This window comes from Labrenzia sp. CP4, from assembly GCF_001579905.1.
GTDB lineage: Bacteria > Pseudomonadota > Alphaproteobacteria > Rhizobiales > Stappiaceae > Roseibium > Roseibium algicola.
Map to the genome: position 1 here is coordinate 2,208,194 of NZ_CP011927.1, position 22,375 is coordinate 2,230,568.

Below are 22,375 nucleotides of genomic sequence, written 5' to 3' on the forward strand. Positions count from 1 at the left end.
GGCGCACGGCAATTTTGAACATCTGCCACCGGCCAGAGCGGAAGTTTTTGCCTGTCGGGTCGTGACCTGCCGGGTTCTTTTTTCCGCTTCTGGAAAAGGAAAATTTCCTAAGTCTATGAAACAAAAAGATAAATTATGTCCTCATCAAACTGGCACGGCCTTTGCGGAGGAAGGCCGATTATGGGCGTAAGCCCGCGTCGCAGTGCCCGATCTATAAAGAGGACCGCAAATGGGTATTTATGGGGCTATCAACTCGGCTGTCTCCGGACTGGCTGCGCAGGCTACGGCTCTGGAGAATATTTCCGGTAACGTCGCAAACTCGCAGACGACCGGTTACAAACGGCTCGACACGACCTTTTCGGATCTGGTTTCCGGGGGTGGGTCCAAGCAGGCCCAGCAGGTTTCCGGAACCACCTTCGCCACTTCCCGCGCCACCAACACCGTGCAGGGTGATATCACGTCGGTCGACGTCGATACCTACATGGCCATCAACGGCGCTGGCTATTTCGTCGTGACCAAGGCGTCCGACGTGGTCGACGGCTCGACCACCTTCGCAGATGAGACCTACTATACCCGCGCCGGTGACTTCGAGCGCGACAAGGAAGGTTATCTGATCAACAGTTCCGGCTATTACCTGCAGGGCTTCCCACTGGACCCGAATACCGGAAATGCGATCGGCGACAACCCGGCCGTGATCCAGATCGAGAACCAGCCGCTGGCAGCATCCGCAACCACGACTGTGGACTACCAGGCCAACCTGCCACGGGTTCCCGCGACTACCGACTATGATGGCACGGATGAAACCACTGCCCTCCTGAACGCTTCGGTCGGTGCCGGTAACGTTGCCGTTGCAGATGAAACCGACTTCCTGAACAGCTCCATTTCCGGCGGATCCACAACGATCTACAATCAGAACGGTACGGCGATGAACGTCGAAATCCGTTATGCCAAGACCGCGAACTACGATGCTGGCCCGCCCATCGTGGAGGACGCCTGGTCGATGTATATCGGTACTGGTGGCGATGCGACCGATGCCTGGTATGATGTTGGTACCGTCCAATTCGACGATACCGGCGAGATGACGACCCTGACCGCCGGTGCCATGGCCGGTTCCGCAGTGAACGGTACGGGCGACGGCTTTACAATCTCCTCGCTGACCATCGGCGGCACGACGGCTGCGAACGTTGAGTTTTCCTTCGCCGACGGCTCCCTGACCCAGTATTCCGACAAGGATGGCAGGGCCAGCTCCGTGTCGCTGGATCCGGATGGCTATCCTGCAGGTGAGCTGATCGGAGTGGCTGTAGACGCTTCCGGCCGAGTCATTGCCAGCTATTCCAACAACCAGCAGCGTCCGGTTTACCAGATCCCGCTTGCGACGTTCGAGGCCGAGCAGGACCTGCAGCGCGTTGACGGTGCCGCGTTTGCGGCAACGGCCGGATCGGGAGACGCGGATCTTTCCGGAGGCGGGCAGATCCTGGCCAAGAAGCTGGAACTCTCCAATGCCGATATCGCGGACGAGTTTTCCAAACTGATCATCACCCAGCAGGCCTATTCGGCAAACTCGAGGATCGTCACCTCAGCAGACGAAATGCTCGACGATGCCCTGAATATGGTCCGGTAACACCGCCTAGGCCGGCGGGGCACTGACCCGCCGGCCATCTGGCCTGGTCGCGTATAAGGAAGGAGAAGCCGCCATGGGTCTTACAAGTGCCCTGAATACCGCGGTTTTCGGAATCACCTACAATCAGCGTCAGCTGGACGTCACCGCGTCCAACATTGCGAACGCGGATACGGCCGGCTATTCGAAAAAAATAATTTCGGCGAATGTCTATTTCGACGGCAACGGCAACGTCGCCGGAATGAATGCGACGGAAGTGCGCCGGATTGTCAACGAGCAGATCCAGTCCGACTATTTCAACTCTCTCGCCGACACCAGCTACTCCCGGCAGATTGCGGATTTTACTGATCGTCTGGACGATATCTTCGGCACGATCGACGACAAGAGTTCGTTGTCGTCCCTTGCAGGCAATCTTTCAGCTGCACTTGCCGGCCTGGTAAACGATCCGGGCAACTATGCCGTTCAGAAGGATGTGGTATCGGCCGCCGAAGCTTTTGCGCGCGAAATCAACTCATCCTATGAGCAGATCGCGGACCTGCGCCAGGAAGCGGACAACGCACTGGCTTCCCAGACAGATAGCGTGAACGGCCTGCTCTCAAGCATCGAAGACATCGACGAGGCGATCCAGAACGCGACCCAGTCCGGTGTTTCGACCGCCGACATGGAAGACGAGCGCGACCGGCTGATTGAGCAGTTGTCCGGTTATATCGATATCGACGTCACCAAGAACGACAACAATTCAATTTCCATCCGCACCGCCAGCGGCGACCAGCTTTACGCCGACGGCCAGGCATCGACGCTGACCTTCGATGCCACGCATCTGCTGCAGCCGGGCCAGGCAGGCAACTCGGTGATGGTGAGAACACCAGGCGGCACCCAGTTCGATCTTATCGCGTCGTCGAAATCAGGTTCGATGCAGGCAACTGCTGAACTGCGCGATGATATCCTGGTCGAGGCGCAGACGCAGCTCGACACGATTGCTGCCGAACTGTCACTTGCCTTTTCCAATGTGAATGTTGAAAGCACAGCTGCGACCGTCGGTCTGGACAGCGGTTTCGATCTCGATGTGTCCGCGCTTCAACCGGGCAACACGATCACGCTGGATTACACCGACAGCAGCGGCAATCCGCAGACAGTCACTCTCGTGGCCGTGGACGATCCCGCACTGCTGCCGCTGGACAACTCCGCTACGGCAAATCCGGGCGACACGGTCTTCGGTATCGACATTTCCAGCGGTGTTCCGGCAACCTATATCACCAACATCACCGCAGCACTTGCCGGCACCGGTCTTCTTGTCAGCAATGACGGGGCGGACAACCTTCGGGTTCTCGGCGACAACACGGCGCCGACCAGCGTTGAAAGCCTGAGTGCGAATGTCACCGTGACGGCGAATTCCGATCAGGGGCTGGGACTTGCGATCTTCGTTGACCAGAGGGCTGGGACGGACCTCTTCACCGATGCGCTTGAAGGCAGTGGCCAGCGGCTCGGCTATGCCTCCGGAATCAGCGTTAATCCGGATCTTCTGGCCGATAGCGCGCTACTGGTGAACTATCAGACCACGCCGACACCGAATACGACCAACGATCCTGCGCGTGCGCAGTTCCTGTCGGATGCCCTCAGCGTCGGCACGAAACACTATGACCCGGGCTCGGGTATCGGCAGCGCGTCGACACCGTTCCAGGGAACGCTGCTGGGCTTTGTCAACCAGACCGTCGCGTTTCAGGGCAACCAGGCGGAAGACGCAGCCACATATGCGGATTCCAAGGAAGCGCTGACCATGAACCTCGCCATTCGTTACGAGCAGAGCTACTCGGTCGATCTCGACGCCGAACTGGCCTTCATGGTTCAGCTGGAAAACGCCTATGCGGCCAATGCCCGCGTCATGCAGACCATCAAGGATCTCTTCGAAGAGCTCCTGAACATCGTTTAAGGTTGGGTGCGTTATGGCAGTTTCGAATATCACCACCTCCCGGACTTACCTGACCCGCCAACTCGGCGAGCTCAACGATCTGCTGGCAAGCAAGACAACCCAGCTCGCCAGAGGCAAGGTCGGTACCACATACGGCGAAGTAGGCGACCGCCGGCTTCTGGACATTCAGCTGACCCAGAAAGTCAGCATGATCGAGAGCTACCAGGACACCATCACTATCGCCAACTTACACCTGCAGACCTCGACCATGTCGCTGGAGCGTCTGGAGGATATCCGGCAGGACGCGAAATCCGCGCTCGATACCAACGATTTCGTGTTGCAGGACGACGGGCAGACGCAGACCCAGTCCCGCGCCAAACTTCTGTTGAACGAAGCGCTCAACATTCTGAACACGGAAGTCGCCGGATTTTACGTCTTTGGCGGCACGGATGCCGTTCAGGACCCGGTTGCCAAGATCGATGCCATTCTGGAAGGGGCGAACGGCCGGGACGGGCTGAAAACAGTCATGAGCGAGTATTCCCAGGCAAATCTGGGTGCGGGCAACAATGGCCGCACATCGACCTCCGCGCTGACAACCAACTACGCCGGCCCCGTGCCGACGGATTCCACCTTCACCATTGCCGAAGATGGTGCACATGATTTCGGTTTCGACATCGCATCGGTTGCCTCGACCCTGACCAACGTCGCGATCACCGGGCCTTCGGGCACTGATCCGGACAGCTTCGACGTTCAGTTCACCGGGCAGCCGGAACTTGGCGAGACCATCACGGTGGAATTCTCCCTGCCGCCTGATCACAGCGAGACGATCTCCATCGAGCTGACGGCAGCTAACAGCACGGCTGAAGACGGAACCTTCGCGATCGGCGCCGATCTTGAGGAAACGGCGCAGAACCTGCGCGATGCCCTGGAAGCGGAGATCGAGCACCAGGCTCAGACAACCCTTCGCGCCGTGTCGGACGAATGGGCGGCAGAAGAGTTCTTCAGGACGTTCGGCGGGGAAGAGCCGCAGCGGGTCGACGGACCTCCCTTCGACAGCGCAACCGCGCTGATCGGTGGTGGATCGACGACTGTCGCCTGGTATACGGGCCGCAACACGGCCACTGACGATCCGCGCACGGACAAGAACGCGGTGATCGACAGCAATCTCACGGTAAGCTACGGCGTTCGGGCCAATGAAACACCCCTGCAGGAACTGGTCCAGTCGCTTGCGGCTTTCATTGCCGCGGATTTTTCGGGCGGCTCGACGATCGACGAAGAATATTACAATACCCTGTCGACCAATCTGCGCACGACCTTGCAGCCGCCAGGTGTCGATCAGTCCGGGATCACCGATATTGCCACGGACATTGCCATCACGCATCGGACAGTGTCGCTGACCGATGACCGGCACGTGCAAATGAAGAGCAGCTACGAAGGCACGATCGCGGATATCGAGGGTATCGACCAGGATCAGGTCGCCGCCGAGATCCTGCAATTGCAGACCAATATCGAGGTTTCCTACAGGGCCTCGTCGATCGTGTTCAATCTGACCCTGTCCGATTACCTCTAGGATCACCCGGAACTTCCGGCTTTTCCCCGGGCGGTCTTCGCTCACGGCTGCCTGGACTGCCGGTCAGGGCCGGGAAAGGCCTTGAAATATTCCCCCTTTGGGGAAACACTCTCCTGGTTGCCTTTCTTCCCGACGGATATCTTCTGGTGTCCAGTTCCAACCGGTTTGCCGCCGGGGCCTTTGGCAACGGCGCGTTCTTTTCATTATCCCTTTTCAAAAAACAAATCGCGGCATACCGCGTAAAGATCGACACCATGGGAGGGAGAGCCGATGTGTCACGTATTTGCCGGACAGGATCCGGAACGCTATGCCAGCCAGACCCGGCGGTTGCGGCTCAACGGACAGAGCACGAGCATCCGACTGGAAAATTCCTTCTGGGCAATTCTGGATCAGATTGCCGCGTCGGAAGGGGTGACGACACCGCATTTCATCTCGACGCTGCATTCAGAAGTGATCGAACTGCGCGGTGAACCGAAGAATTTCACATCGCTGTTGCGTTGCGCCTGCCTGAAGTTCCTCGAGATTTCGTCGAACCAGCACGCGGCTTCGATTGCCGCTGAATGACATTTTGCGCTGCAGCGCAAGTTTTACCGCTCGCAGTATAAGCATACTACCCGAGCGATAGTTGCCACGCGCTACGCTTCCGTCATGCAAATACAAGCAGAGCGGAGTAACGCGTGGCGAAAGCAATACATTCTATGATCCGTGTTCTGGAAGAGCACAGGTCTCTTTCCTTTTATGAAAAAGCATTCGGGCTGACCGTAGCGGATCGTCTGGATTTTCCCGATTTTACCCTGATCTACCTGCGCAACAGCGACTCCGGCTTCGAGCTGGAGCTGACCGTCAACAAGGGGCGGACAGAGCCCTATGACCTGGGCGACGGCTATGGGCATCTGGCGTTCAGTGTCGATGACCTCGACAGCGAACACGCACGCTTCGAAGCAGCAGGTCTCAATCCAAGAAAACTGGTCGATTTCGCACCGGCGGGAGACGTCATAGCGCGCTTCTTCTTCGTTGCGGATCCCGATGGCTATCAGATCGAGGTGCTTCAGCGCGGCGGTCGATACGAGTGAATTGAACGGGAGGAGAGCATGAAAACCGAAAACAGTCCGAGAGGTCTGACCAGACGACAGCTTCTGGCCCGGGCGACGGCGGCAGGCGCTGCCTTCGTCACCGGGACCGGATTTCTGGCAGCAAGGGACGGCGCCTGGGCGACGGAGCTGACGGCACTCAAGCCGGACAGTTTCGCGACGTTGGTGCAGATGGCGCGGGACATCTACCCGCACGACCATGTCGGCGACGAATACTATGTCATTGCCGTCAAGGGATATGACACGCCCGACCACGCCGAGGATATCGAGGCCGGTATCGAGGCCCTGAACGGAGCTGCCCAGGGGAGAGGGCATGCTTCCTATCTTGCGATCGGCTGGGAACGTGACAGGGCGGACCTGCTGCGGTCCATGGAGGACAGCCCGTTCTTTCAAAGGGTCAGGGGCGGACTGGTAACGGGTCTCTACAATCAGAAAGCAGTCTGGCCGCTGTTTGGATACGAGGGAGCTTCCTACGAACTGGGCGGCTACATCGACCGGGGCTTCAACGACATCAACTGGCTTTGAGCCTTAGGGAGGAAACCATGGCTGCACCATTTGACCTGAATGACGACACGGTTGTCGTCGTGATCGGAACGGGCGCCGGTGGCGGTGTGCTTGCCAACGAGCTGGCGCAGAAGGGCGTAAGTGTCGTGGCTCTGGAGGCGGGCGGACGCTATCTTCCGGATGATTATGTCAACGACGAGTGGGAAAGCTTCGGGCAGCTTGCCTGGGTCGACCCCAGAACCACGTCTGGCGACTGGCGGGTTGCAAAGGACTTTTCCGGCCTGCCGGCCTGGATCGTCAAGGCCGTCGGGGGGACCACCGTTCACTGGGCCGGGGCGTCGATCCGCTTCCAGCCACATGAGTGGAAGGCGAAAACGTCCTACGGCAACGTCCAGGGAGCCAATCTGCTCGATTGGCCGCTGGATGCGGAGGAAATGGACCCCTGGTACACGCTTGCCGAAACAAAACTGGGCGTGACGCGCACAGGGGGGCGGGCCGGACTGCCGGGCAACAACAACTACCTGGTGTTCGAAAAAGGCGCCAAGGCGCTCGGCTACAAGGAAGTCCATACAGGCCGGATGGCCATCAACTCGGCCGACTACGACGAGCGTATTGCCTGCCAGCAGACCGGTTTCTGTTTTCAGGGCTGCAAATGGGGAGCGAAGTGGTCCGCCGCCTACACGGATATTCCGCGGGGCGAGGCAACCGGAAATCTGGAAGTTCGCGACCAGGCCCATGTCGCACGAATCCTGCACGACGATGCAGGCAAGGTGACCGGGGTCGAATATTTCGACAAGGACGGCAATCTGCAGCTTCAGAAAGCCCGTGTCGTCTGCGTTGCCGGCAATTCCTTCGAAAGCCCGAGGCTGTTGCTGAATTCAGCGTCTTCCATGTTCCCGGACGGTCTTGCCAACAGCTCCGGCCAGGTCGGTCGCAATTACATGCGCCATACCACAGGCTCGGTCTATGCCATTTTCGACCAGCCGGTGAAGATGTGGCGTGGAACAACGATGGCGGGGATCATTCAGGACGAAGCCCGTCACGACCCGTCCCGCGGCTTTGTCGGCGGATATGAACTTGAAACCCTGGCTCTTGGACTGCCGTTCATGGCGGCGTTTCTTGATCCGGGGGCGTGGGGCCGGGAATTCACAAGTGCGCTCGACGGTTACGAGAACATGGCGGGCATGTGGATCGTCGGTGAGGACATGCCCCAGGAAACCAACCGCGTCACGCTCAATCATGATGTGAAGGACAGCTTTGGCCTGCCGGTGGCGAACGTCCATTTCGATGATCATCCCAACGACGTCGCAATGCGCAATCATGCCTACAAGCAGGGGATGGCCATTTACGACGCCGTCGGGGCGACCCGGACCTTCCCGACGCCGCCTTACCCGTCTACCCACAATCTGGGTACCAACCGGATGTCGGAAAATCCGCGGGACGGGGTGGTCAACCGCTGGGGGCAAACCCACGACATTGCCAATCTGTTCGTGTCGGATGGGTCCCAGTTCACCACGGGCGCTGCCGAAAACCCGACCCTGACGATCGTGGCACTAGCCATCCGTCAGGCCGATCATATCGCCCGGGAAATGAGTGCCGGCAATCTGTAGTCCCGTGAGGGCCGGCTTCCGGAAGGCTGGGCTTTCAAGGCCCGGCCAACGCGGTGGCTTTGAATGGATTGCCGGGCTCGCACGGGGCTGGTGCTGAATATCTCATGGCTGCAAATCCTGCCCGCAGCTTGAGGACCCGCTGATCTCCGGTGGAGGCTTCCTCCGTTTCCGCTGGAGGAGGGCAGGTGAACGTTGCAGTCAAGAGAAAGGCCGCCGAGGTTACCCTGGCGGCCTTTCTTGATCTTCTATCGTGTTTTCCGAGGCTGTTCTATAACCGGTCGTGCCGGGATCAAGACCTCAGACCCTCGGCAATCGAGCGATTGATGCTGATGAGGGTATCGAGCTTGTTTTCATCGTCAGTCGTCATGACTGTCATGGTCTGCTTGAACACGAACACGCCCAGCGACGCGATGTTGTTCTTGATGTCCTGAGGCAGTTCGCTTTCAGGACTGGTCGCGGACGTCACGAGAATTGTCCAGAGCTTGCGATTGTACACCAGGGCGTCATCTTTTTCCGCAAGCGAGGAATTTGCCCATTCATCCTTGATCAACTGAAGCCGGGCTGCGGCCTTCATCAGCAGATTCGCTTCCAGCTCCCTCGGTGACATCGCCACCTGGCTTGTTTTCTGGTAAGCCTGCGCTGCCTGTTTGTACATGACTGATCAGCGTCCCTTCGTACTCGATGAGCTTACGTGCTTCTTTCAGTGCTTTATAGAAGGCGCCGGTTAGTATGGCGTTACTAATCCTGGTGACAAAAGGGATCGTACTCGGCGCGGCTTTCACTATGTCATTGACGAGGCTGAAGTAACTCTCCTGTATCTTCTCCAAGTCAGTTGACAGATACATCAGCTGAACGGCCAGGTAGACCCGTTTGGCTGGTGTATCCGCAGTGGCCGGCGTGAGAATATCCTTTTCTCGCAGAATGGGAGCCTGGCCTTCGATAAAGAGGCGAGTGCGTTGATTGTCATTGGTGATAACGCTTTCCCCAATGATAATTCGCTCGCCCGGTTTCAGCTCGACCTTGAGCGCCATTCCGTGACCTCCACGCAGAAGTATCGCTGTGAAACGTTAACGAAATCGTTAACGATTTGCCCCCGATACCTTAATGATAACTGCCGCCGGTGTTAACCGAACAGGCTCAAGACGCTCTGATCTGCCTGGTTGGCCAGAGACAGAGCAGTCGAAGAAAGCTGCTGACGGGTTTGCAGCGCAAGCATGTTAGCACCTTCTTCGTTCATGTCCGCAATAGTTAGGTGGCCAGCGCCAACCTCCAGCGTGTTGATCAGATTTTGGGTGAAATCGGTCCGGATTTCCACAGTCGAAAGAGCCGTACCCATCGAACGGGCCGCATTGCGAAGCTCGTCGAGCGCCGCGTTGATGGCCTGAAGCGTTCGATCGATATCCGTATCCGATTTGAATTCGGACGGCGCTGCCGTCAGTGACACGATTCCTGTCGTCGATCCGAGCGTCGTTCGGTTGAAGTCGCTGTTGCTGCTGGAAATGTCGAAAGAGACTTCGCCGATAAGGCTGATGCTGCCGCCCGAGAAGGTGGCATCCAGGCCCTTTACGTTGTTGATGAAGGTCACGAGATCGCTGACCGTGGTTTCTTCGTCGATCTCAAGAGAGGCCGGCTCGAAGCCGTTGCCGTCGGTGATCGTGATCGTGTCACCGGCTTGGAAGCCGCCGGAGGAGACCAGCGTTGCCGTGGAACTGAGAGGAGACACCGTCATCGTGGTCGTTGTGCCGCCGGTGTCGCCACCGTCCGTCGCTGCGCCACCACCGGTGTTGTCCTTGGAGATATAGAGAGCGTTGTCGAGACCGGACGTGATGGTGATGGAGTCCGTGGCTTCGTCAAAAGTGGCGTGCACGCCGTTCAGATCGTTCAATGCATCCACGTAGTCCTGCACCGTGGTGATGTCGGTACCGACCGTCAGGTTGGTGGTGCCGGAGGAATCCGTGATGCTGACAACGTTGCCGGTTGCCCAGTCGGCGAGGTCCGTCAGATTCGAGGACGCCTGCAGGCCCGACAGGGAAATGGAGGTGGTGCCGCTGAAGAGGTTGAAGGACGACGTACCGGTGCCTCCGGCATCCAGGTCATCCAGATTGAGACCGTCATCTAGTGAAGTGTCTGTAAAATCTACCGGATTAACGGTCAGATTCGAGGTGCTGTCCTCGTTGAAGATAACTTCCAGTTCGTTGCCGGCACCGGCAAGAAGGTTCTTGCCCTTGTAGCTGGAGTCCCGTGCCATGTCCTCGATCTGCTCGAGCAGATCGTTGTACTGGCTGGTGAACAGCTTGCGTTCGTATTCACTGGAGGTCTGCAAGGCCTGGTTCGCGATGGCCTTGGCCGATTCCACCAGTTTGGTGATCGACGTGATGCCCTTGTCCGCTGCCCGGATCGTCTGAACCGCCTGGCCCATGTTGTCCAAGAGGTTGGACAGATCACTCGCGCGGTCGTTCAGGGATTGTGCCGTGAAATAGGAGTTCGGATTGTCGAGCGCCGTGTTGACCTTCAGGCCCGTTGCCAGGCGCGTTTGCGTGATCGACTGCAAATCCGCCGTCTGTTTCAGCGACAGGAGATTGTCCCGGACAGCACTGGAGAGAACAATATCAGGCATCAGACTTCACCGCTTTCCCTATTCAGGTCTCGCCAAAGGCAACATGCGGGTAATCCAAGTCGAGCATGCACCTTTGCCGTAAATCTAAATGGAAAGTTAATCACTGATGCACGTATTAACGTCCCGTAAATAAAAGTTACCAAAAGGTTTCTTTTAAGATGTTGATTCTCAATGATAAAAAATTTCGGGTTTAGACAGTAATTCACGGCGTAAACGAAAACGGCGGACCAGTGGCCCGCCGTTTCTGATGCTTGTCTGTGAGTCGTGCGTCCGACTGATTCTCTTTGAATTAGAAGAGGGATAGCACGGTCTGGTCCGCCTGGGAGGCGAAGGACAGAGAGGTGGAAGCAAGCTGCTGACGGGTCTGAAGGGCCAGCAGGTTTGCACCTTCCTCGTTGGTGTCGGCCAGGGTCAAAAGACCTGCACCTTCCTGCAGAGTATTGATCAAGGTCTTCGTGAAGTCTTGCCGGATCTCAACAGTCGAGAGGTTGGTACCGAATTCGGAAGCCTGGGACCGCAGGTTTGACAGACTGGTGTTCAACCGGTCTATGACGCGGTTGATGTTCGTATCCGTTGCGAACCCACTGTCGGAGATCGCTTCGATCACGATGCCATCCGTGTCCGCGGTAAAGCCGGAGCTGTTGAAGTCCGTGTTGTCACTGGTCAGCGACAGATCGGTTTCCGACGTGATGGTGATACGACCGGAGCCGTCATCGAACTTCGCCGAGACGCCGTTGAAGTCGTTGATGAAGTTTTCCAGATCATCAACGGTGCTGTCTGCTTCAACTTCGAAAGTACCGAGTTCGTAGCCGTTACCGTCCGTCAGCGTCAGTGTATCGCCAACCGCAAAGGAACCGGAGTCGACCAAGGCATCCGTGGTCGAGGAGAACGCGGTTGCGTCGACGAGGGTGCCTGCAAAGCTCGTGGTCGCAGAACCGTTGCCACCGATGTAGAAGTCTTCATCGGAGTAGATGGTCAGTTCGCCCGTGCCGTTGTCGAATTCTGCACGAACACCGGCAATGGCGTTGAGGCCATCAACCAGATCCTGAACGGAAGCCGTCGAGGAAACGCCACCGGAGAGCACGGCCGGGTTGGTGGCAGTGTCGTCGACGAAGGACAGGCTCTGGGTCGTGGAGATCAGAGTGGAGTCCGACAGGGTGGAGGAAGTGTTCAGGGCAGAACCGCCTGCATCCTGCAGGGTGATGACGGTCTTGCCGCCCTGCAGCTGCAGGGAAGAGGTTGCACCTTCGCCTTCTGCCAGGTCGGAAAGGTTCAGACCGGTGGACAGTGCGGTGTCGGTGTAGTCGACCGCTTCAATTGTCAGCTTGGAGGTCGCATCTTCGTTGAAGATGGTGGTCAGGTCGTTGCCGTCACCTGCAAGCAGGTTCTTGCCTTTGTACGAGCTGTCCTTGGCAACGTCTTCGATCTGTTCCAGCAGGGCGTTGTACTGTGCTGCGTAGGTTTTACGCTCGTACTGGCTCTGTGTCTGCAGGGCCTGGTTGGCTTTCGCCTTCGCGGTTTCAACCAGATCCGTGATGGTCTGAATGCCTTTGTCCGCGGCTTTGATGGTCTGCAGGGACTGGCCCATATCGTCCAGCAGGGTGCTGAGATCGCCTGCGCGGGAGTTCAGTCCGGATGCCGTGAAGAAGCTGTTCGGATTGTCCAGCGCGGAGTTCACCTTCATGCCGGTTGCCAGCTTGTTCTGGACGCCTGACATCAGGTCTGCAGTGGATTGAAGTGTGAGGAGGTTTTGCCGCACGGCGGCTGACAGCGTAATGTCACGCATCGACTTATCCCTTTCCTGGGTCAAATTTCAACTGCTCTTCCTGAGCAGGTTGGGACCGATCATCGAGCGTTAACCTTAATCAATGGTTAAACGCTTGAAAAATAGGGTTATCAGGAGGTTAACGCCGTTTTGCGCCCTGTCTGAACTGTCAGGACGATTGCCTTCAAGTGCCGAGGCAGGGTTCCAAAAAGTGCCAGTGTCTTTACTGCGAGGGCAGGGTGCCAGGTTACCGCGACAGGCATGCAAAGCCCGGAGTTCAGCGGGTTTTGTCCTCGTCGGGTTCTGGCGGGACAGGCAATCTCCAAAAAAATCAATGTGAGGCGTCATGGAGGCCGAAGCCGGCCTTGCATGTTTGCTCTGGCGTCGAGAGAGGGCCCGAGCAGCCATGGCAATTTGAAGGAATGGGCGCAGGCTGCGAGCTGCGTTTATATCCACCTGAGCCAGAATCTTAACGATTGGAATCAGGCAAGGCTTTGAAACCGATGTTCGGGAAGAGGGGAGGATTCGGGCTGGGTGCGTGCCTGGAAGGTGGGGCCAGATACAGATGCGCTTAAAGTTTTCCGCGGGCGTGAGCGGTTGGATCGGGAAACACGCTTGAGGATCTGGAAACAAGAAAAGCGGGCCGTGGCCCGCTTTCCAATGTCGTTCTAACCGAAATGTCTGGCTTAGAAGAGACGCAGAACGTTCTGGTCTGCCTGTGCTGCGAAGGACAGCGAGGTAGAAGCCAGGCTCTGGCGAGTCTGCAGGGCCAGCAGGTTTGCACCTTCTTCGTTGGTGTCGGCCAGCGTCAGCTTGCCTGCACCTTCTTCCAGCGTGTTGATCAGGTTCTTGGTGAAGTCCTGACGGTTTTCAACGATGGAGAGGTTGGTACCGAAGGAGGAAGCCTGCGTTCTCAGGTTCGACAGTGCAGTGTTCAACCGGTCAACTGTACGGTTGATGTCCGTATCCGTCGCAAAGCCACTGTCGGAGATCGCCGAGATGCCGATACCGGTGGTGTTTGCGGTGAAGCCGGAGCTTGCGAAGTCGTCGTTGTCACTGGTCAGCGACAGGTCGGTTTCCGAAGTGATGGTGATGCGGCCAGAGCCAGTGTCGAAGTCAGCGGAGACGCCGTTGAAGTCGTTGATGAAGTTTTCCAGATCATCAACCGTGCTGTCGTCTTCAACTTCGAAGGAGCCGAGCTCGTAGCCGTTGCCGTCGGTCAGCGTCAGAGTGTCGCCAACAGAGAAGGAACCGGAGTTGATCAGAGCATCCGTGGTCGAGGAGAACGCAGTCGCGTCGACGAGGGTGCCTGCAAAGCTCGTGGTCGCAGAACCGTTGCCACCGATGTAAAAGTCTTCATCGGAGTAGATGGTCAGTTCGCCCGTGCCGTTGTCGAATTCTGCACGAACACCGGCAATGGCGTTGAGGCCATCAACCAGATCCTGAACGGAAGCCGTCGAGGAAACACCACCGGAGAGCACGGCCGGGTTGGTGGCAGTGTCGTTGACGAAGGACAGGCTCTGGGTCGTGGAGATCAGAGTGGAGTCCGACAGGGTGGAGGAAGTGTTCAGGGCAGAACCGCCAGAATCCTGCAGGGTGATGACGGTCTTGCCGCCCTGCAGCTGCAGGGATGCGGAAGCGCCTTCGCCTTCTGCGAGGTCGGAAAGGTTCAGACCGGTGGACAGTGCGGTGTCGGTGTAGTCAACAGCTTCAATGTCGAGCTTCGAAGTGGAGTCTTCGTTGAAGATGGTTCTCAGGTCGTTGCCTTCACCTGCAAGCAGGTTCTTGCCTTTATAACCGGAGTCCTTCGCCAGATCTTCGATCTGCGTCAGCAGGTCGTTGTACTGAGCAGCAAACTGCTTGCGCTCGTACTGGCTCTGGGTCTGCAGGGCCTGGTTGGCCTTTGCTTTTGCAGATTCAACGAGCTTGGTGATGCTCGAAATACCCTGGTCAGCTGCCTTCAGGGTCTGCGTGGACTGGCCCATGTCGTCCAGAAGAGTGGACAGGTCGTTTGCACGGGAGGTCAGGCCGGAAGCCGTGAAGAAGCTGTTCGGATTGTCCAGAGCGGAGTTCACCTTTTTACCGGTCGCCAGTTTGTTCTGGACGTCCGACATGAACTGTGCGGTGGACTGAAGGGTGTTGAGGTTCGCGCGAACCGCGCTCGACAGAGTAATGTCGGCCATTTTGTGTCCTTTCTAGGAGTACAAGATACGAGGACCCTTCCTGGGTCCGAGGGACATCTATCGGCGCTTTCTTGTAAGAAGTTCTAAACAAAGATGGTTAGCGTAAATTAACCTTAACAGCCCCCTAAGCCGAGCAACTAAAATCATTGCCAGAAAAAGTTGAGTATATTGTTTTGAAAGATAAATTTTTGCTGAGTAAAGATCTTAACGAGGACCAGCGAAAGCTTGGGGAATGCCTCTTGCCAGGTGCTCGGGCAGCGCAAATTTCCCCTAAAGGCGGTCGGCTGGTCTGAAACCTGACGGATTTGTTAACTCGTGTGCGGAACGAGGCAGGTGAAGGTGCCGAAATCGAGGACGATAGACAGATGCGCCGGCAAGACGCGCCGGGCCGATTGCACGCGGGGTTTGCCGGCAAGCTTCATAGAGCAAGCTTCAGGGAACGCGCGTGAGGAGGCTGCAAGCGATCAGTTCAAAGACCGTGTGGGTTTGAGGCTGAAGGCGTCGCTGGAGGAGGGCAGCAAACCTGCGGGAGAGGATTGAGGAAAGTCGTGCAGGCAGGGGACTGCCAAGGGCGCAGCACAGCCGGGCGCCGCTGGGAAACGGGCAGGGTATGTGGATGGCTGCGCCTGATCAGATAACGCGTTGAACCGGTTCTGCCTGGGGCTGGGTCTGCCGGGTTTCTATCGACTCGTTGTACGCCCGCAGACGAAGCAATGTCTCTGCAGGTATCTGCCGGACGACCTGACCGGTTTCGGTGTTGGTCGCGACATAGACCAGAGCGTCGTATTCCGGGTCGATGATGTTCTGGCGTTCGACCGTGGAAGAAAACCGTTCGCCGAACGAACGCTGGTCGCGCTCGTTGTTCGCACTGCGCTGTGCGTTTTGCGTCTCGGTAGATGGTCTTACGGTCTCTTCGACCGGAAGGTCCGTCTCAACTGAAGGAGCATTGCGCTCCGGAGCCCGCGCTACCGGCGTAATCGCCGTATATGTCGGCGATGGCGGCCGGGCCAATCCCGTGTCCAACATCTTTTCCTCCGGGTGACTAACAACTTTTACCCGATCAATCTGGAAAGATAACGTAAGGGAATGAATCGTCTGTTAACGGAATGATTAGACTTTTAAGGATTGCGATCTATCCGGTTGCGCCTGTTTCTGATTCGCTCTCGCAGTCCCGTCCTGCCGTTTGGGGAAACCTCTGGGCAGGTTTCGCGAGGGGGATAAATACACGAAAAGCTCCCGGCGGGGAGCTTTTCATCGTTGCAGGATACCCGGCGTGGTTCTTGCTAGCTGTCAGCTATCCTCAGAGCGACTGATTGACAGCGATGCCCCGAGCGGATTGCGGTCCGGTTGGCGCAGAACCGTTTCGTCCGTAGGTGGTCGGTGCATTGGCATTCTTGGCACCGGCGACCTTCGCGACGGTTGCAACGATGTTATTGGCAACGTCTCTTGCCGTTGAAAGCACCGCCAGGTTGATGCGCAGAACCGGCTGGAATTCGCTGTGCTGGCGACGCAGCGACTGGGTGGATGCCGGGGAAAGATTGCCCAGGGCGACCGCGTGTTCCTTCGCTGTCATCATGCCGCGGGTGTATTCGTGGATCAGCCGGGCCTTGTCGGGCTGCAGCTCGCCGGCTTCCCGGAGTTTACCGGCCCTGACCAGATCGGTTTCCATTTCGATCACGGACAGGAGGGCTTCCATGGTGCCGGACAAGGCAGAGCAAAACTGCTCGGCTTCCTGCTGGCTGGTAGGCCGCTCAAGGGAAAACGGAAAGGTGGATGCGTTGGGTTGTGCGGTCATCTTGACCCCTCCTGCAATGCGAGCAGTTCACGTTCCACGCTGTCGGCAAGGCCGATGCCGCCTGTTTGGGCGATGTTGCGTGCATATTCGTCGACCAGAAGGCTCTGCCAGGCATCCGCCCCGTGGCCTTTGCCCCAGGTGCCACCGTTTTCAAGGCCGGTGAACATGTTCTGGAGCATGGTGTTCAGGAAAACGGCCTCAAACTCTTCGGCGGCCTCGCGAACCCGCGTCTTGTTGGTCCGGTCAACGCCGCGCAGCGTGTCCAGCGGGCTTTGTTGAAAGGATGTCGGTGAAACAAGCTCGGCCATCACAGCACCTCGATATCGGCCTGGAGGGCACCTGCGGCCTTGATGGCCTGCAGGATCGAGATCATGTCGCGTGGACCGATCCCGAGAGCGTTCAAACCATCAACAAGCTGCTTCAGCGTGACGGTTTGTGGAACGATGGCGAGTTTGGAACCTTCCTCATCCACGGTGACGTCGGAACGCGGCACCACGGCGGTCTGGCCGTTTGCGAAAGGCAGCGGCTGTGAGACCTGCGGAGATTCAGCAATCGTCACGGTCAGGTTGCCCTGGGCAACGGCGACCATGGAAACCTTCACGTCCTGTCCCATGACGATGATGCCGGAGTTCTCGTCGATGACGATGCGGGCTGCCAGATCCGGTTCGACGATCAGCTGCTCGATGTCCGTGAGAAGATCGACGATGTTGCCATCATATTGCTGCGGCAGGTCGATGCGTACGGTTGCCGGATCAAGCGGTTCGGCTGTCGGCATGCCGATCAGTTCGTTGACGGAGAGCGCGATGCGCCGCGCGGTGGTCAGATCCGGATTGCGCAGGGCGAGACGAAGCGTGGTCAGCGAAGCCAGCTTGAATTCCAGTTCGCGTTCAACAAGGCCGCCGTTGGCGATCCGTCCGGCGGTGGGAACACCGCGAACAACCGACGCGGCATCCGCCTGTGCCGAAAAGCCGCCGATCGCGATCGAGCCTTGGGCGATAGCGTAGACTTCACCATCGGCACCGACCAGCGGTGTGACCAGAAGCGTGCCGCCCTGGAGCGATTCTGAATCGCCGAGGGCGCTGACGTTGACGTCGATCCGGGTACCCTGTGTGGAGAAGGGCGGCAGGTTGGCAGTCACCATGACGGCCGCGACGGTGTTGGTATTCAGGTCGATGTTGCGGGTGTTGACGCCGAGACGTTCCAGCATGGCCTGCAGGCTCTGCTGCGTGAAAGGCGAATTGTTGAGCGAGTCGCCGGTGCCATTCAGGCCGACCACGAGGCCGTAGCCAATGAGCTGGTTTTCGCGAATGCCTTCGAAATCGGCAATATCCTTGATACGGGAGGCGGCGTGTACCGGTGCCAGCAAGGTTGTTGCAGCAACGGCGGCGGCAGCACCCAGAAGTGCCAGCCGCTTGAACCCTCCGCAGATCATTTCACCAATTTTTTGCATTACTGATCTGGCCCGCCATCGTGTTTCCGGCTTTGCTGCCGGGATACATATATTCGAAATGCGCAATGCGAGAGCCGTGCCACTTTTTACAAAGGCGTTGGTTCTTTCCATAAAAGTGGCGGAAATCCGGGCTCTTTGCTGGTATGATCACGAGCATATCCACGCAAAACTGTCGCTTGAGGTTAAAGAAATGTACCTGTTGGTCGGCAAATATTGCCTCACCCCCAAGGACTCATTTACCCTTCTCGGCAGAATCTGACGGGCAGAGCCACTCCATGCGCCAGAATTGCCGTCAGTCCGACTGGAAGATCGATCATGCGTATTACAGGCAATAAACCCATTTCCGGCGTTCAGGGACGAGGCGCCAAGAAGAGCGTTTCTTCAAACGGCGACCAGTTCGCACCGGATCTTGGGGGCGAGGTTTCACAGTCTTCCCAGACCGCGGGCGGTGCGTCCATTCAGGGCATGGATGCCTTGCTGGCCCTGCAGGAGGTTGACGACCGCGCAGAGCGCCGATCCCGCGCCACCAAGCACGGGCACAATCTGCTGGACACACTGGAGTCGGTGCGGGCGGATCTGCTTGCCGGACACGTGTCGGAGGACCGGCTGGAGCTGCTCGCCAGGCAGGTTTCCAAACGCCAGTCGAGTGGTGATCCTGAGGTTGATTCGGTGCTCGAGGAGATCGAATTGCGGGTCAAAGTCGAGCTTGCAAAGCTCGGCCGATTCCAGGATTGAGCGTGCACACAAATCGATAAAATTTGTCGGCTTAGTGTTCAAAATTTACGCAACGTCTTGAAAGGTATAAACTTTCCTTGACGCCATTTTTAGCAAATGAACCGTTGTCCGCTGGCGGAACCGCCTATATATTGCGCCCGGCATAACGGTAATCCGGAGCTATCGATGACGGTTGAAATTGAGTCTGAATATCGACCCTCGGAAGACGAGCCGTTCATGAATGACAGGCAGCGCGAGTACTTTCGGAACAAGCTGCTTGTGTGGAAAGAAGAGATCCTGAAGGAAAGCAAGGAAACCCTCGCCAATCTTCAGGAGGAAAGCCAGAACCATCCTGACTTTGCCGACCGTGCGTCGTCCGAAACGGATCGGTCCATTGAACTTCGCGCCAGGGACCGTCAGCGGAAACTGATCTCGAAGATCGATGATGCCTTGGAACGCATTACAGACGGAAGCTATGGCTATTGCGAAGAGACCGGCGAGCCGATCTCTCTTCGGCGCCTCGAGGCGCGCCCGATCGCGACTTTGTCGATCGAGGCTCAGGAAGCCCACGAGCGTCGGGAAAAAGTGTATCGCGACGACTGATTTCCAGAAAACGGCCGGTTTGCCGCACAGACGGCAGATCCGTAACGACTTTCAAGACCTTCCCCTCGTGGGAAGGTTTTTTTATGCTGTCAACGTCAATAGAGGCCGCTTCTTGGGTTCGTACTTCCGGCGTCGCCAGGATCTTTGCCGTCCAGAATGTCCTTGACCTTGGAGGCTGTTTCGCCGGGGAATTTGAAAATAAATGGGGAGGAGCAAGGCGCCTGCAAGACCGTCAGCAATTCCGGACTCGGATTCGCGGAGATAAAGGCACTTGGTCCGCGCAACGGCGGCATGTTTGAATTCGCAGCTCTCAGCGCAATCAGAAAACGCTCGTTTTCTTCGCCCAGGCTGATCGGCTCACCAAAGGTCGAATTGTCCCACGTCACGGATACTGACTCATCAGGCTCACCTTTGAGCACGGTGTCCACTTCGATCTGAAACTGGGCGTAGTCAGAAAGAAAGCTCCGCATTTTGCAGTATCTGTCGTCCGCGGTTTTTTTTGTTTTCACAGCGCTTTTTCTGGATTTCTCTGACTTTGGGGTCTTCAACGATTTTGTAGTTTCGGATTTTTCCAATAACGACAACATCGGCAAATTTGACGTGACTCAAGTCCATTTGAGCGAAGGTAATACAAGCGTTTGCGTCTATGCCACTCGCCAGCAGGTGGATGCTGGCGAGCATAACGAGAGAAAAATAGCGCATTTTCAGCCCCTAAAATCCACAATGAACAAAAACAACTCTTTCAGGTTGTATTTCTTTGTGGCGCTATTTTGGCTGACGGGGCTTGTTAATAGGTGCTGACGTTCAAAGCGTGATCCTGTAACGGGCAAAGCCGTCTGCGCCGTCACCTGCCGGTTCAATCTTGACCCCTTCCACCGAGGCGGCGTGTTCCGTGCCACCCGGGCCGGTTTCGAACAGGACGCTGGTATCCGGCATCGGTTTGAACGACCAGTTGGCATCTGCCGACGGGTTGATCGTGCCCTGTTCGACAATGTAGCGCACCAGGACGTCGCGATTGGTGTCCGGGCCGATGAAAACGACAACGTCGTCGCTGATGCCGGGGAAATTGCCGCCGCCACCTGCACGGTAATTGTTGGTCGCGACCACGAAGGTTGCTTCAGGGTCGAGGGGTGCGCCGTTGAACTCCAGGTTCACGATGCGGCTGGCGTCCGGATTGAGGACTTCGCCTTTCGCGTCGTATTTCGATGGCTGGCTCAGGTCTATCTGGTAGGTGACACCGTCGATCACATCGAAATTATAGCTTGGAAACTCCGGGTTGATCAGTGTCTGGTCGGCCTTGCCCGGCTCGACTTCCTGGAAAATTCCGGCTGAACGTTCCAGCCATTCCTTCACCGTGCTGCCCTTGATGGCGACCGCGCGAATGGTGTTCGGATACAGGTAGAGATCGGCCACGTTCTTGATGGCGACATCGCCGACCGGAACGTCGGTGTAGTAGTCCGGGCCGCCACGACCGCCGGCCTTGAAAGGCGCTGCTGCGGAAAGAACCGGCAGGCCTTCCCATTCCGTACCCTTCAGCATCTGTTCGATGTACCAGATCTGCGCCTTTGAAACGATCTGGACGCTCGGGTCGTCGGCCACGAGGGCGAAATAGGAATGCAAGGGTGCCGACGTCTTGCCGACGGGGCGGCGGACATAGGCAAGGGTTGCCTCGTGATCTTCCTTCACCGCATCGAGTACATCCTGCTGGCTCTCCACCAGCGGTGTCACGGTTCGACCTTCTTTTTCGTAGATCGGGCGTGCTTCGGTCATGAAATTGGCGACACGCCAGCCGTCGCCGTCGCGCTCGATCATCAGGTCGATGACGCCCAGATGCGAGCCCCAGAAACCGCCCATCGCGGCAGGCTTGCCGAACAACGTGCCTTTCTCGCTGTCGATACCCGGCAGTCCCTCATACTGGGGACCGGGGAAGACCAGATGCTGGTGACCGGTAAAGACGGCGTCGATCCCGTCCACGCCGGCAAGGTGCAGGGAGGCGTTTTCCATGCCTTCGGAATAATCGTTGGCGTCAATCCCCGAGTGGGAGAGGGCGATTACCAGGTCGCAGCCCTGTTCGCGCATTTCCGGGACGAAGGCCTTGGCGGTTTCGATAATGTCACGTGCATTGGCGTTGCCTTCCAGGTGGCGGCGGTCCCAGTTCATGATCTGCGGTGGCACGAAGCCGATGAAGCCGATCTTGATCGGATAGGACTTGCCGGCACCGTCGGTGACCTGTTTTTCAACGATCACATAGGGCTTCAGGAAAAGGGCGTCGTCTCGTGGGTTGCCGGCCAGCATGCTGCCCTTGACAAGATTTGCGCAGACGACGGGGAAATTGGCACCGGCCAGCACCTTCATCATGAAGTCCAGACCGTAGTTGAATTCGTGGTTGCCGAGTGTTGCCGCGTCGAATTCAAGGACGTTCATGCCCTTGATGACTGGGTGCAGGTCGCCTTCGCTCATGCCGCGTTCATAGGCGACATAGTCCCCCATCGGGTTGCCTTGCAGAAAGTCGCCATTGTCGACCAGAACCGAGTTTGTCGCCTCGTTCCGGATATCGCGGATCAGTGTGGCTGTCCGGGCGAGACCGGCGGTGTCGACAGGTTTGTCGCTGTAATAGTCGTAAGGGAAAACATGGACATGGAGGTCAGTGGTCTCCATCAGGCGAAGGTGAGCCGTACCTTCCTTGGCCAGAACCGAATAGGGGTGCAGAGCTGCCGTGAAGCCAGTTGCCGCTGCGCCCATCAAAAGGGTGCGCCGTGAAATCGAAAAGTCTTTGATACTGGACATGAAATGGCTCCTGTTCGGTCGCTCGGCGATTGGTGTCGCTTAGCCTTGCGGAACAGTGCGTGCCGGACCGATAGCTGCCGGTGCCCGCCGGGCGGCATGTTTCCGCGGCACACGGTTTTGATCCGCAAGGATTACAACCGTATGACGCAAATTGCTGCC

Annotated in this window: 22 protein-coding genes; 10 read left to right on the forward strand and 12 right to left on the reverse strand. The window is 57.5% G+C overall.

Translation table 11 applies throughout. The features are described from left to right. Positions 1-229: 229 nt before the first annotated feature. The 7 genes from ACP90_RS10235 (at position 230) to ACP90_RS10265 (ending at position 8,302) form a co-directional block, all read left to right on the forward strand. Positions 230-1,621 (forward strand): flagellar hook-basal body complex protein, encoded by a 1,392-nt coding sequence (locus ACP90_RS10235; protein ID WP_062488257.1) that lies wholly within the window; start codon positions 230-232, stop codon positions 1,619-1,621. 73 nt (positions 1,622-1,694) lie between these two features. Continuing rightward, positions 1,695-3,548: a flagellar hook-associated protein FlgK gene (flgK, locus tag ACP90_RS10240; protein ID WP_062488258.1), complete on the forward strand. Its 1,854-nt coding sequence runs from the start codon at positions 1,695-1,697 to the stop codon at positions 3,546-3,548. Positions 3,549-3,561: 13 nt separating this feature from the next. Continuing rightward, on the forward strand, positions 3,562-5,097 hold the full coding sequence (locus ACP90_RS10245) for a hypothetical protein (protein WP_023000689.1): 1,536 nt from the start codon (positions 3,562-3,564) through the stop codon (positions 5,095-5,097). A 270-nt stretch (positions 5,098-5,367) separates the two neighbouring features. After that, complete coding sequence (locus ACP90_RS10250; protein ID WP_006932702.1) at positions 5,368-5,661, forward strand: ribbon-helix-helix domain-containing protein; 294 nt, start codon at positions 5,368-5,370, stop codon at positions 5,659-5,661. Positions 5,662-5,774: 113 nt separating this feature from the next. Further along, on the forward strand, positions 5,775-6,170 hold the full coding sequence (locus tag ACP90_RS10255; RefSeq protein WP_031269183.1) for a VOC family protein: 396 nt from the start codon (positions 5,775-5,777) through the stop codon (positions 6,168-6,170). 18 nt (positions 6,171-6,188) lie between these two features. Beyond that, the gene (locus ACP90_RS10260; RefSeq protein WP_023000691.1) at positions 6,189-6,713 is read left to right on the forward strand and encodes a twin-arginine translocation pathway signal; all 525 of its coding nucleotides are present in this window, start codon (positions 6,189-6,191) and stop codon (positions 6,711-6,713) included. Between the two features lie 17 nt (positions 6,714-6,730). Beyond that, positions 6,731-8,302 (forward strand): GMC family oxidoreductase, encoded by a 1,572-nt coding sequence (locus tag ACP90_RS10265; RefSeq protein ID WP_023000692.1) that lies wholly within the window; start codon positions 6,731-6,733, stop codon positions 8,300-8,302. Between the two features lie 289 nt (positions 8,303-8,591). On the opposite strand, the gene flaF is transcribed toward ACP90_RS10265, so the two are convergent. The 9 genes from flaF to ACP90_RS10310 all read right to left on the reverse strand — a co-directional run bounded on the left by flaF (position 8,592) and on the right by ACP90_RS10310 (position 18,094). Next, positions 8,592-8,957, reverse strand: a complete 366-nt coding sequence (gene flaF, locus ACP90_RS27955) for a flagellar biosynthesis regulator FlaF (RefSeq protein ID WP_075284275.1) — start codon at positions 8,955-8,957, stop codon at positions 8,592-8,594. Continuing rightward, positions 8,839-9,333 carry a flagellar biosynthesis repressor FlbT gene (gene flbT, locus ACP90_RS10270; protein ID WP_006932693.1) on the reverse strand — a complete coding sequence of 165 codons (495 nt, stop codon included), beginning with the start codon at positions 9,331-9,333 and terminating at the stop codon, positions 8,839-8,841. Before flbT ends, flaF begins: the two co-directional genes overlap by 119 nt. Positions 9,334-9,425: 92 nt before the next feature. Then, positions 9,426-10,919 (reverse strand): flagellin, encoded by a 1,494-nt coding sequence (locus ACP90_RS10275; RefSeq protein WP_062488259.1) that lies wholly within the window; start codon positions 10,917-10,919, stop codon positions 9,426-9,428. A 289-nt stretch (positions 10,920-11,208) separates the two neighbouring features. Next, positions 11,209-12,705 carry a flagellin gene (locus ACP90_RS10280; RefSeq protein WP_062488260.1) on the reverse strand — a complete coding sequence of 499 codons (1,497 nt, stop codon included), beginning with the start codon at positions 12,703-12,705 and terminating at the stop codon, positions 11,209-11,211. 665 nt (positions 12,706-13,370) lie between these two features. Beyond that, entirely contained in the window at positions 13,371-14,867 is a 1,497-nt protein-coding gene (locus ACP90_RS10285) for a flagellin (protein WP_055655254.1), read from the reverse strand. 630 nt (positions 14,868-15,497) lie between these two features. Continuing rightward, entirely contained in the window at positions 15,498-15,893 is a 396-nt protein-coding gene (locus ACP90_RS10295; protein ID WP_062488262.1) for a hypothetical protein, read from the reverse strand. A gap of 274 nt (positions 15,894-16,167) precedes the next feature. After that, positions 16,168-16,662, reverse strand: coding sequence for a hypothetical protein (locus ACP90_RS10300; protein WP_023000699.1), 495 nt, complete (start codon positions 16,660-16,662; stop codon positions 16,168-16,170). Continuing rightward, positions 16,659-16,970 (reverse strand): rod-binding protein, encoded by a 312-nt coding sequence (locus tag ACP90_RS10305; protein WP_023000700.1) that lies wholly within the window; start codon positions 16,968-16,970, stop codon positions 16,659-16,661. Before ACP90_RS10305 ends, ACP90_RS10300 begins: the two co-directional genes overlap by 4 nt. Beyond that, positions 16,970-18,094, reverse strand: coding sequence for a flagellar basal body P-ring protein FlgI (locus ACP90_RS10310; RefSeq protein WP_023000701.1), 1,125 nt, complete (start codon positions 18,092-18,094; stop codon positions 16,970-16,972). The genes ACP90_RS10305 and ACP90_RS10310 overlap by 1 nt, the downstream gene beginning before the upstream one ends. Here ACP90_RS10310 and ACP90_RS28480 point away from each other — a divergent pair. From ACP90_RS28480 to dksA, 3 genes are all read left to right on the forward strand, one after another. After that, positions 18,075-18,371 (forward strand): hypothetical protein, encoded by a 297-nt coding sequence (locus ACP90_RS28480; RefSeq protein WP_162493104.1) that lies wholly within the window; start codon positions 18,075-18,077, stop codon positions 18,369-18,371. The two genes, ACP90_RS10310 and ACP90_RS28480, sit on opposite strands and share 20 nt — an antisense overlap. A 56-nt stretch (positions 18,372-18,427) precedes the next feature. After that, positions 18,428-18,847, forward strand: coding sequence for a flagellar assembly protein FliX (locus ACP90_RS10320; protein ID WP_023000703.1), 420 nt, complete (start codon positions 18,428-18,430; stop codon positions 18,845-18,847). Between the two features lie 165 nt (positions 18,848-19,012). After that, a complete protein-coding gene (dksA, locus tag ACP90_RS10325) occupies positions 19,013-19,429 on the forward strand; it encodes an RNA polymerase-binding protein DksA (RefSeq protein ID WP_006932683.1) in 417 nt (138 codons plus the stop codon). A 95-nt stretch (positions 19,430-19,524) separates the two neighbouring features. Here dksA and ACP90_RS10330 read toward each other — a convergent pair whose 3' ends face one another. From ACP90_RS10330 to ACP90_RS10340, 3 genes are all read right to left on the reverse strand, one after another. Next, positions 19,525-19,899: a hypothetical protein gene (locus tag ACP90_RS10330; RefSeq protein ID WP_062488265.1), complete on the reverse strand. Its 375-nt coding sequence runs from the start codon at positions 19,897-19,899 to the stop codon at positions 19,525-19,527. Next, a complete protein-coding gene (locus tag ACP90_RS28210) occupies positions 19,880-20,131 on the reverse strand; it encodes a hypothetical protein (RefSeq protein ID WP_145915751.1) in 252 nt (83 codons plus the stop codon). The genes ACP90_RS10330 and ACP90_RS28210 overlap by 20 nt, the downstream gene beginning before the upstream one ends. A 102-nt stretch (positions 20,132-20,233) precedes the next feature. After that, positions 20,234-22,216, reverse strand: a complete 1,983-nt coding sequence (locus ACP90_RS10340) for a bifunctional 2',3'-cyclic-nucleotide 2'-phosphodiesterase/3'-nucleotidase (RefSeq protein ID WP_062488267.1) — start codon at positions 22,214-22,216, stop codon at positions 20,234-20,236. Between the last annotated feature and the right edge of the window lie 159 nt (positions 22,217-22,375).